Origin of the sequence: Curtobacterium sp. B18 (assembly GCF_000333375.1) — a bacterium.
Lineage (GTDB): Bacteria > Actinomycetota > Actinomycetes > Actinomycetales > Microbacteriaceae > Curtobacterium.
Window position 1 is genome coordinate 1 of the sequence record NZ_BACZ01000430.1, and the last position, 9,426, is coordinate 9,426.

11 protein-coding genes and 1 pseudogene are annotated in these 9,426 nt (G+C 72.7%); 7 read left to right on the forward strand and 5 right to left on the reverse strand.

Annotated elements, in window-relative coordinates; genetic code table 11:
* The 3 genes from I5E_RS11800 to I5E_RS11810 form a co-directional block, all read left to right on the forward strand.
* Positions 1-728: DUF2156 domain-containing protein (locus I5E_RS11800; protein WP_031262380.1), on the forward strand; the 728-nt coding region annotated here is incomplete at its 5' end.
* Positions 725-2,005 carry an alpha/beta hydrolase gene (locus I5E_RS11805; RefSeq protein ID WP_148286949.1) on the forward strand — a complete coding sequence of 427 codons (1,281 nt, stop codon included), beginning with the start codon at positions 725-727 and terminating at the stop codon, positions 2,003-2,005. The genes I5E_RS11800 and I5E_RS11805, both read left to right, overlap by 4 nt.
* Entirely contained in the window at positions 2,002-2,208 is a 207-nt protein-coding gene (locus tag I5E_RS11810; RefSeq protein ID WP_022907170.1) for a hypothetical protein, read from the forward strand. The genes I5E_RS11805 and I5E_RS11810 overlap by 4 nt, the downstream gene beginning before the upstream one ends.
* Here I5E_RS11810 and I5E_RS11815 read toward each other — a convergent pair.
* From I5E_RS11815 to I5E_RS11835, 5 genes are all read right to left on the reverse strand, one after another.
* Positions 2,170-2,745 (reverse strand): GNAT family N-acetyltransferase, encoded by a 576-nt coding sequence (locus I5E_RS11815; protein WP_022907171.1) that lies wholly within the window; start codon positions 2,743-2,745, stop codon positions 2,170-2,172. The two genes, I5E_RS11810 and I5E_RS11815, sit on opposite strands and share 39 nt — an antisense overlap.
* Positions 2,746-2,874: 129 nt before the next feature.
* Positions 2,875-4,497 (reverse strand): dihydrolipoamide acetyltransferase family protein, encoded by a 1,623-nt coding sequence (locus I5E_RS11820; RefSeq protein ID WP_022907172.1) that lies wholly within the window; start codon positions 4,495-4,497, stop codon positions 2,875-2,877.
* Between the two features lie 40 nt (positions 4,498-4,537).
* Complete coding sequence (locus tag I5E_RS11825) at positions 4,538-5,497, reverse strand: alpha-ketoacid dehydrogenase subunit beta (RefSeq protein WP_031262385.1); 960 nt, start codon at positions 5,495-5,497, stop codon at positions 4,538-4,540.
* 86 nt (positions 5,498-5,583) lie between these two features.
* Entirely contained in the window at positions 5,584-6,720 is a 1,137-nt protein-coding gene (locus I5E_RS11830) for a thiamine pyrophosphate-dependent dehydrogenase E1 component subunit alpha (RefSeq protein ID WP_022907174.1), read from the reverse strand.
* A gap of 23 nt (positions 6,721-6,743) precedes the next feature.
* Positions 6,744-7,823 carry a histidinol-phosphate transaminase gene (locus tag I5E_RS11835; RefSeq protein ID WP_022907175.1) on the reverse strand — a complete coding sequence of 360 codons (1,080 nt, stop codon included), beginning with the start codon at positions 7,821-7,823 and terminating at the stop codon, positions 6,744-6,746.
* A 73-nt stretch (positions 7,824-7,896) separates the two neighbouring features.
* Here I5E_RS11835 and I5E_RS11840 point away from each other — a divergent pair, with 73 nt between their 5' ends.
* The 4 genes and pseudogenes from I5E_RS11840 to I5E_RS23620 all read left to right on the forward strand — a co-directional run.
* Positions 7,897-8,295 carry a phage holin family protein gene (locus I5E_RS11840; protein ID WP_022907176.1) on the forward strand — a complete coding sequence of 133 codons (399 nt, stop codon included), beginning with the start codon at positions 7,897-7,899 and terminating at the stop codon, positions 8,293-8,295.
* A gap of 119 nt (positions 8,296-8,414) precedes the next feature.
* The gene (locus tag I5E_RS11845; protein ID WP_031262388.1) at positions 8,415-8,927 is read left to right on the forward strand and encodes a low molecular weight protein-tyrosine-phosphatase; all 513 of its coding nucleotides are present in this window, start codon (positions 8,415-8,417) and stop codon (positions 8,925-8,927) included.
* Positions 8,924-9,082, forward strand: a pseudogene (locus I5E_RS11850) (adenylosuccinate lyase); the annotation flags it as partial. The gene I5E_RS11845 and the pseudogene I5E_RS11850, both read left to right, overlap by 4 nt.
* Positions 9,083-9,105: 23 nt before the next feature.
* A partial coding sequence (locus I5E_RS23620) for an FAD-dependent oxidoreductase (RefSeq protein WP_222836467.1) occupies positions 9,106-9,426 on the forward strand: 321 nt, incomplete at its 3' end.

Below are 9,426 nucleotides of genomic sequence, written 5' to 3' on the forward strand. Positions count from 1 at the left end.
ACGTGACGACCTTCGACCTCCGAGGCAAGAAGCGGCACGATCTGCGCACCGCCTCGAACCGGGCCGACCGCGAGGGCGTCCGCGACGAGTGGACGACCCTCGACGCGCTCGGGGCCGACCAGCGTGCCGAGGTCGAGGCCATCTGCACGCGGTGGGCCGCCGACCGTCGGCTGCCCGAGATGGGCTTCACGCTCGGCGGGTTCCGGGAGCTGGACGACTCGGACGTCCGGCTCCTGCTCGCCGTCACCGCGGACGGTCACGTCACCGCGGTGACCAGCTGGCTGCCCGTCCACGAACGCGGGGCGCTGACCGGGTACACGCTCGACGTCATGCGCCGCGGCGACGACGGGATGCCCGGCGTGATGGAGTTCCTCATCGCCCGGACCGCCCTCCGCGCCCGCGAGGCCGGCCTCACCACGATCAGCCTGTCCGGCACGCCACTCGCCGCGCACGCCGGGGCGGGTCCGCTCGTCGTGCGCGGGTCGGCGATGCTCGCCCGGGCGCTCGAACCGGTGTACGGCTTCCGCTCGCTGCAGCGCTTCAAGGAGAAGTTCGGCGCCCGGCACGAACCGCTCTGGCTCGTCGTCCCCACGCCGCTGCACGTCCCGCGGGTGACCCGCGCCCTGGCGGCGGCGTACGTGCCGGGGCTCCGCCCGAAGCACCTGTGGGCGCTCCGCCAGGCGCACCGGGTCCAGGCGGCGGACGCCCGCGCGGCGGCCCGGTCGTGAGTCCGACCGCCTGGCTGCTCGCGACACAGCTGCAGGCACCGTCGAAGCTCGTCCCGATCGACACCGCCTTCGCCGTGCTCGCACTCGTCGTCCTGCTCCCCGGGCTCCGGCGGATGCGCTCCGGCCCCGCGTGGCGGGCCGTACGGGTGCGCGCGGTCGTCGCGGCGGTCGCGGCCGTGGCGGTGCTGGTCGTCTGCTGGGTCGTCAGCGACGTGGTCGACCTGTTCGGCGTCGCCCTGAGCGGCGTCACGCGCATGTGGGTCGCGGTGGCCACGGCGGCCCTCGCGCTGGCGGTCACCGGGATCGTGCAGGGCGGTCGCGGGCGACGGGTGCTGGCCGCGGTCCTGGTACCGGCCGCGCTCCTCGTCCCGGCGCTCGGCGTGAACGTCGAGTTCGCCAAGTACCCGACCCTCGGCACCGTGGTGCAGAGCGACCCGTACCCCGCGCTCGACCTCGACGCCGCCCCGGCGGCCACGATGCCCGCGGCGGGCGTGATCCGGACGGTCGACATCCCGGGGACGCGCTCGGGCTTCCCTGCACGTCCCGCCGTCGTCTACCTGCCGCCGGCCGCCCTCGTCCGCGACCCGGCGCGCCTGCCCGTGGTCCTGGCGTTCGCCGGGCAGCCGGGAGCCCCGAGCGACATGTTCACCGCCGGGCAGATGGGCACGGTGCTCGACGCGTACGCCGCCGCCCACCACGGGCGGGCGCCGATCGTCGTGTCCGTCGACCAGCTGTCGGCACCGGGTCGCAACCCGATGTGCGTCGACTCGCGGCTCGGGAAGTCGGCGTCCTACGTCACCCGGGACGTGCCCGCGTGGCTCGCTGCCCACCTCCCCGTCACGCCGGACCGACGAGCATGGGGGCTCGTCGGCTTCTCGCAGGGGGCGACGTGCGCGATGCAGTTCGTCACCGCGGACCCGGCGTCGTTCGGCGCGGCGCTGGCGATCTCCAGCGAGCTGCAACCGATCGACCAGAACCCCCAGCACAGCGCCGACCAGGCCTTCGGCGGGTCCGTCGCCGCGTGGCGGGCGGCCGCCCCGATCGCGCAGATGCGGGAGAACGGCCTCGGCGGGCACGCCCTGTGGCTCACCGCGGGCTCGGCCGACCGCCAGTTCAGCGAGAACGCGCGGAAGCTCGGCCGTGCGGCACGGGCGGCGGGCGCGGACACCGTCGTCGCCTCCGCGCCGAAGAGCGGCCACGACTGGAACACCGTGCAGTGGTCCCTCCGCACGGAGCTGCCGCACGAGGCCGACGCCCTGTTCGGAGCCCTGCGGTGACCGGCGTCGTCACCCTGCCCGTCGTCGCCCTCGCCGCGGTCGTGCTCATGGCCGTGGGTCCGGTCGGAGCCACCCCGGTCGCCGTCGTCCTGCTGGTGCTGTGCGGGGTCGCCCGCGCGCTCGTCCCCTCGTCGGAGGCGTCGACCCCGGTGGAGGGACCCGGCTCAGGCGTTGGCGACGAGCCAGGCCCGCTGCGTCCGTGACAACGCCCGGTCGGCCCAGACCTGTCGCTCGACCCCGCCGGGGGTCGGTGCGGAGGTCGACCCCTGCCACACCAGGGACAGGCCGGCGCGCCCGAGCACCGCGGCCGAGGCCGGGTTGTTCGTCAGGACGCGCCCGGTCACGGGGACGTCGGCGCCCACGTCCCGCGCGGCGGCGACGGCCGCGAGCGCGACCTCGGTCGCGTAGCCGTTGCCCCACGCCGACGGCGTCAGGCGGTAGCCGAGGTTCCAGACGCCGCCCGCCGTCATGTCCACGCCGCCGACCCCGAGGAACGCGTGGTCGGCCGAGGACCGGACCGCCCACGAGCCGAGCCCGTGGCGTGCCCGGCCGCCGATCTTGCGCTGGACGAGGTCGATGGTCGTCGCCCGTGCCGTGTGCCGACCGGTGGGCAGGTGCGTCCACGTGCGCGCGTCGGAGAACAGCGCGTGCACGTCGTCGATGTCCGCCGGCGACAGCGGGGTGAGCAGGAGGCGATCCGTTCGGATCTCCTGCGGGGGCATCAGGAGCTGGTGGACCATGGGTCGATCATCGCCCCGCCCACCGACATCCGTGTGAACACCACGCGACGTTTGCGGAAGCCCGCAGATGGTGAGCAGGAACGGTCGAGCAGCTCGGCGACACTCGACCGTTCCTGCTCACGAAGCCGCTCAGTCGAGCAGGAGCGCCGGTTCCTCGAGCACCGAGGCCACGTCGTGCACGAAGCGCGACGCCACGTCACCGTCGACGACCCGGTGGTCGAACGAGGCGCCGATCGTCGTCACCATGCGCGAGCGGACCTCGCCGTCGACGACCCACGGCTTCGGCTTGATCGTGCCCATGGCGACGATCGCGACCTCGCCCGGGTTGAGGATCGGGGTGCCGGTGTCCATGCCGAACACGCCGATGTTCGTGATCGACACCGTGCCGTTCGCCATCTGCGCCGGGGTGGTCTTGCCGTCGCGGGCGGTCAGGGTCAGCTGCTCGAGGGCCTGCGCGAGCTCGAGCAGGGACATGTCCTGCGCGTCCTTGATGTTCGGCACGATGAGCCCACGCGGGGTCGCCGCGGCGATGCCGAGGTTCACGAAGTGGTGGACGATGATCTCGCGGTCGGTCCAGGTGGAGTTCACCGAGCGGTTGCGGCGGACGGCCCAGATCACGGCCTTCGCGACGATGAGGAGCGGCGACACCTTGACGCCCGCGAACGTCGGCGACGCCTTGAGCCGCTTGACGAACTCCATCGTGTGGGTCGCGTCGACGTCGACGAACAGGGACACGTGCGGCGCGGTGAACGCCGACGTGGTCATCGCGGTGGCGATGGCCTTGCGGACGCCCTTGACCGGGATCGTCTCGCTGCGCACCTCGCCCCACTCGGGCGTCTCGATGTTGCGGAAGACGCTGGCCTGCTTCGCGTGCCGGATGACGTCGTCGCGCGTGACCTCGCCGGCGAGCCCGGTCGCGACGATCTCGCTCAGCTCGACGCCGAGGTCCTTCGCCAGCTTCCGGATCGGGGGCTTCGCGAGGACGTTCGTCGCGGTGCTCTGCTTGCGCGGGGCGGAGCCGAGGGCGGTGATCGCCTCGGCGGTCGACTCCTCGCCCGGGTCGGTGGCGGCCTCGGCGGCCGCGGCGGCGTCGGCACTGGAGGCGCGGCTCGCCTCGGCCGCGAGCGCTGCGGCCCGGCGGGCGCCCGGCTTGCGACGGGACGGCGACGAGGTCGCCGAGCCGTAGCCGACGAGGACGGCGCCGGAGGACTCGTCGGTCCCGACGACCGAGGCGCCCTCGGCGACGGGCTGCGCGGGCGTGGCGGGAGCGGCGACGGCGGGAGCCGGCGTTGCAGCCGGTGCCGGGGTCGCCGCGGGGGCGGGCGGGGTCTGCGCGACGGGAGCCACCGGGGCCGGTGCCGCCGGGGCGGGCGCTGCCGGGGCGGGCGCTGCCGGCGGGGTGGCGGCGACCACCGGCGAGGTCGGGACGCTGTCCGCGACCGGTGCCGTGCCTCCCGGCTGTGCCGCCGGAGCGGACGGAGCCGTCACCGGCGCCCCGGACGCGACCGACGCGTCGGACTCGACGCGGATGATCGGCTTGCCGACCTCGACGGTGTCGCCCTCGGAGACGAGGAGCCCCGTCACGGTGCCGGAGAACGGCGACGGGAGCTCGACGAGCGACTTGGCCGTCTCGATCTCGACGAGCACCTGGTCGACGGCGATCTCGTCCCCGATCGCGACGCGCCACTGCACGATCTCGGCCTCGGTGAGGCCTTCGCCCACGTCGGGCAGGGGGAATTCGGCGGCGGCCACTACGGCTCCTTCGGCGGTCTGGTCGAGCTCGGTCGGGATGTCAGTAGGCGAGGGCGCGGTCGACGGCCTCGAGGACGCGGTCGGCGTCCGGCAGGTGCAGGTGCTCCAGCTTCGACACCGGGAACGGCACGTCGAACCCGGAGACCCGGAGCGGCGGCGCCTGCATCGTGTAGAAGGCCCGCTCGGCGACCGTCGCGGCGATCTCGCTGCCGACGCTCACGAAGCCGGACGCCTCTTGTGCGATGACGAGCCGGCCGGTCTTCCGGACCGAGGCGAGGAGCGGCTCCCAGTCGATCGGCGAGATCGAACGGAGGTCGATGACCTCGCAGCTCGTGCCCTCGGACTCGGCGATCTCGGCCGCCTGCATGAGCGTGGCGACCATGGCGCCGTGGCCGACGAGGGTGACCTCGGTGCCGGTGCGGGCCACGCGGGAGGTGTGCATCGGCACGTGGCCGTCGACGAGGTCGACCTGCCCCTTGGGCCAGTAGCGCGACTTCGGCTCGAGGAAGACCACCGGGTCCTTCGACGCGATGGCCTCCTGGATCATCCAGTAGGCGTCGTTCGGGGTGCTCGGGCTCACGACCCGCAGGCCCGGGGTGTGCGCGAAGTACGCCTCCGGGGACTCCTGGTGGTGCTCCACGGCGCCGATGTGGCCGCCGTAGGGGATGCGGATCACGACGGGCAGCGACATGTGCGCCGGCAGCCGGTTCGCCATCTTCGCCAGCTGCGACGTGATCTGGTCGAAGCCCGGCCAGACGAAGCCGTCGAACTGGATCTCGACGACCGGGCGGTAGCCGCGCAGGGCGAGACCGATCGCGGTGCCGATGATGCCGGACTCGGCGAGCGGGGTGTCCCGGACGCGCTCCGCGCCGAACCGCTGCTGCAGGCCCTCGGTGATGCGGAACACGCCGCCGAGGGCGCCGATGTCCTCGCCCATCAGCAGGACCTTGTCGTCCGCCTGCATCGCGGCGGCCAGCCCGGCGTTGAGCGCCTTGGCCATCGTCAGGGTCGGGGTGGGGTCGCTCGGGACCTCGCCGGCGCCCGGGTGGGAGCGCAGGGTGTAGTCGAAGAGCTGCTCGGTGGTGCTCATGCGTGGGCGCCCCCTTCGAAGCCGGCCTCGTACTGTTCGAGCCAGGCCTTCTGCTCGGCGATCAGCGGGTGCGGCTCGCGGTAGACGTTGTCGAACATGACGTCGACGGACGGCGGCGTGAGCGCGACGGTGCGGCGGCGGACGTCGGCGGCGATGTCCTCGCCCTCGGCGTCGAACTCGGCCAGCTGCGCGTCGGTGACGCCCTTGGACCGCAGGTACGCCTCGGAGCGGGCGATCGGGTCACGTCGGACCCAGTCCTGGAGTTCGTCGTCCTCGCGGTAGCGGCTCGGGTCGTCGGAACTCGTGTGCGCGCCGATGCGGTAGGTCTCGGCCTCGATGAAGGCCGGGCCCTGGCCGCTGCGGGCGTGGTCCGTGGCGACGACCGAGGCCGTGTACGCCGCCAGGACGTCGTTGCCGTCGATCAGGACGCTCGGGATCCCGAACCCGCGCGGGCGGTCGACGAGCGGGGTCGGCGACTGCACGGACACGGGCACCGAGATGGCCCAGTGGTTGTTCTGCAGGAAGAAGACGACCGGCGCCCCGGTCGACGCGGAGAAGACGAACGCCTCGTTCACGTCGCCCTGGCTCGTCGCGCCGTCGCCGAAGTAGACGATCGAGCAGGCGTCGCGGTCGGGGTCGCCCGTGCCGACGTCGCCGTCGAGCTTCTGGCCGAGCGCGTACCCGGTGGCGTGGAGCGTCTGCGAACCGATCACCAGGGTCGAGATGTGGGTGTTGCCCCGCTCGTCCGGGTCCCACCCGCCGTGGGTCTGCCCGCGGTACATCGCGATGATCTCCATCGGCTCGACGCCGCGGTGCATCGTGACGGCGTGCTCGCGGTACGACGGGAACACGTGGTCCTGCGCACGGAGGGCGAAGGCGGAGCCGGTCTGTGCGGCTTCCTGCCCGTGGCTCGGCACCCAGAGGCCGAGCTGCCCGGTGCGCTGGAGGTTGTGGCCGGCGTGGTCGAACCGACGGGTGAGGACCATGCGGCGGTGCATCGCCAGCAGGGTCTCGTCCGGGATCGCCCGCGCGGCGGCGGCGAACTCGGCGTTCTCGTCGGTCTCCACGAACCGGCCCTCGGGGTCGAGGAGCCGGACGGTGGTCGTCGCGGGGGCCGCGGCGCGGAATGACATGCGGGCCAGCGTAGCGGCAGCGACTACTCGGTCGCCTGGAGGTCCCCCACAAGCGACCGGGCGGTTTCGAGGAGCGTTCCCACAGCCTCGTGCTCCCCGATCGAGATGCGGATGCCCTCCGACGCGAACGCCCGGACGATGATGCCGGCCTGTTCGAAGCGCTCCGCCGCGTGCTGGGTGTGCGCCCCGGTCGGCAGCCACACGAAGTTGCCCTGGGCGTCGGGGACGTCCCAGCCCTGCTCGCGGAGGGACGTCACGACGCGGTCGCGCAGTGCGGCGATCTCGGACACGCGTTCGAGCAGCTCGGACTCCCGCTCGAGGCTCGCGAGCGCCGCGGCCTGCCCCTGCGCGGTGACCGACAACGGGATCGCGCAGGCGCGTACGGCGTCGAGTACGTACGCCGGGCCGAGGGCGTACCCGACACGGAGTCCGGCCAGTCCGTACGCCTTCGAGAAGGTGCGGAGGACGACGAGGTTCGGGTACCGCTCGAGGAGCGCCGGTCCCCGCACCGCGTCCGGATCGGTGACGAACTCGGCATAGGCCTCGTCGAGCACCACGAGCAGGGTCGGCGGCACCGACGCCATGAACGCCTCGAACTCCGCTGCGGTGACGACCGGGCCGGTCGGGTTGTTCGGCGTGCAGACGACCAGCATCCGGGTGCGTTCGGTGACCGCCGCTGCCATCGCGTCGAGATCGTGGCCGCCGTCCGGACGGTTCGGCACCTGCACGCTCGTGGCGCCGGCGACCGTCACGACGCCCGGGTAGGCCTCGAAGGAGCGCCACGCGTAGACGACCTCGTCGCCGGGGCCTGCGGTGGCCTTGGCGAGCTCGTGCAGGATCGCGACGCTGCCGGGGGCGACGTGGACCTCGTCGACACCCGTCCCGAAGCGGTGCGCGAGCTCGGCCCGGACGGCGAGGGCGGTCGCGTCCGGGTAGCGGTTGAACGCGGTCTGCGCCTGCACGGCCTCGACGACGCCGGGGAGCGGCGGGAACGGGTTCTCGTTGCTCGACAGCTTGAAGGCGGAGGCCTCGGCCTGACGACCCTGCTTGTAGGCGGGGAGAACGGCGATCTCGGGCCTGATGTGCACGCGCTCGTCAGTCACCGGACCAGGCTACCGGGCCGGGAGGACCCGTCCTCGCGGCACGCGCCCGGGTGGGCACGGGCATCATGGGGGCATGCGATTCCTCGTCCGCCTCGTCGTCAACGCCGTCGCGCTCTGGCTCACCACGCTGATCGTCAGCGGCGTCTCCGTCACGCCCTTCGGCGACGGCGGCACCACGGCCACCGTCCTCACGTACCTGCTCGTGGCGTTCGTGTTCGGTCTCGTGAACGCGGTGATCGGCACGCTCATCCGGATCGTGGCGTTCCCGCTCTACATCCTGACGCTCGGGCTCATCTCGTTCGTCGTGAACGCGGTCCTGCTCCTCATCGTCGCCGGGATCTCGGACGCGTTCGGCTTCGGGCTGCACGTCGACTCGTTCGGCTGGGGCATCGTCGGTGCCTTCGTGCTCGCGGTCTTCGCCTGGCTGATCGGGCTGTTCGCGCGGCCGGTGCTGAACCGCCCGCGCGCGTGACGCTGGCCGACGACGCGTGCGCGACGACCCCGCCGGGGTGGGCCGACGACCGGACCGGCACCGCGCCTCCCGGCGGCAGCAGCATCGCGGACGCGCGCCGGCTGCGCCATGATGTCCCCATGACCGCGGACGCCGACGCCCCCTTCCGGGTCTCGTTCGTCTGCAGCGGCAACATCTGCCGCTCCCCCATGGCCGGGATCGTGTTCGCCCAGCTGGCGGCGGACGCGGGCATGGCCGACCGGTTCCAGGTCGAGTCCGCCGGCACCGGCGACTGGCACGTCGGCGAGCCGGCCGACGAGCGCACGATCGCGGCGCTCGCCGCGCGCGGATACGATGGCAGCAGGCATCGCGCCCGTCAGTTCGACCCGGACCGGTTCCCGGACCTCGATCTGGTGGTCGCACTCGACCGCTCCCACGAACGCATCCTGCGCTCGTGGGCACCGACCATGGACGACGCCGCGAAGGTGACGCTCCTGCTGCGGTACGACGACGCCTGGCCCCAGCAGACCGACGTTCCGGATCCGTACTACGCGGACCGGCACGAGTTCGACCGAGTGCTCTCGACCGTCGAACGGGCCTGTCGGGCGCTCTTCCGCCAACTCGAGCCGGCAGTCCGTCAGGGAGCCCCATGACCCCCCTTCCCCCGCAGCCGATCAGCCCGCTCGACGGGCGCTACTACCCGATCGTGCACACGGTGGGCGAGCACCTCTCCGAGGCCGGGCTCAACCGCGCCCGCATCGTCGTCGAGGTCGAGTGGCTCATCTTCCTGACCGACCACGCGATGTTCACGCTACCCGTATGGGTGCCAATGTGGCCCTTATCGCACTCAACGTCGCCGCGATCGGATCAATGTCGTGTAACCCCGCGATAGGCGGAGTCGGCAAAGGGCATCTCGTCCGCGAAGTCGACGTCTTCGATGGTTTGATTGCTGCGGCGGCTGACGACGCGGCCATTCACTACCGGATGCTGAACGCCAGCAAGGGTGCTGCCGTCCAGGGGCCGCGGGTGCAGGCGGACCGAACACTCTTCCGTCGATCCATCCAGGCGCGGCTGGCGCGCTATGCCGATCTTACGATGGTCGAAGGCGAAGCAGTGGAATTGCACGTCCGCTCCAACCGCATCGCCGGGATA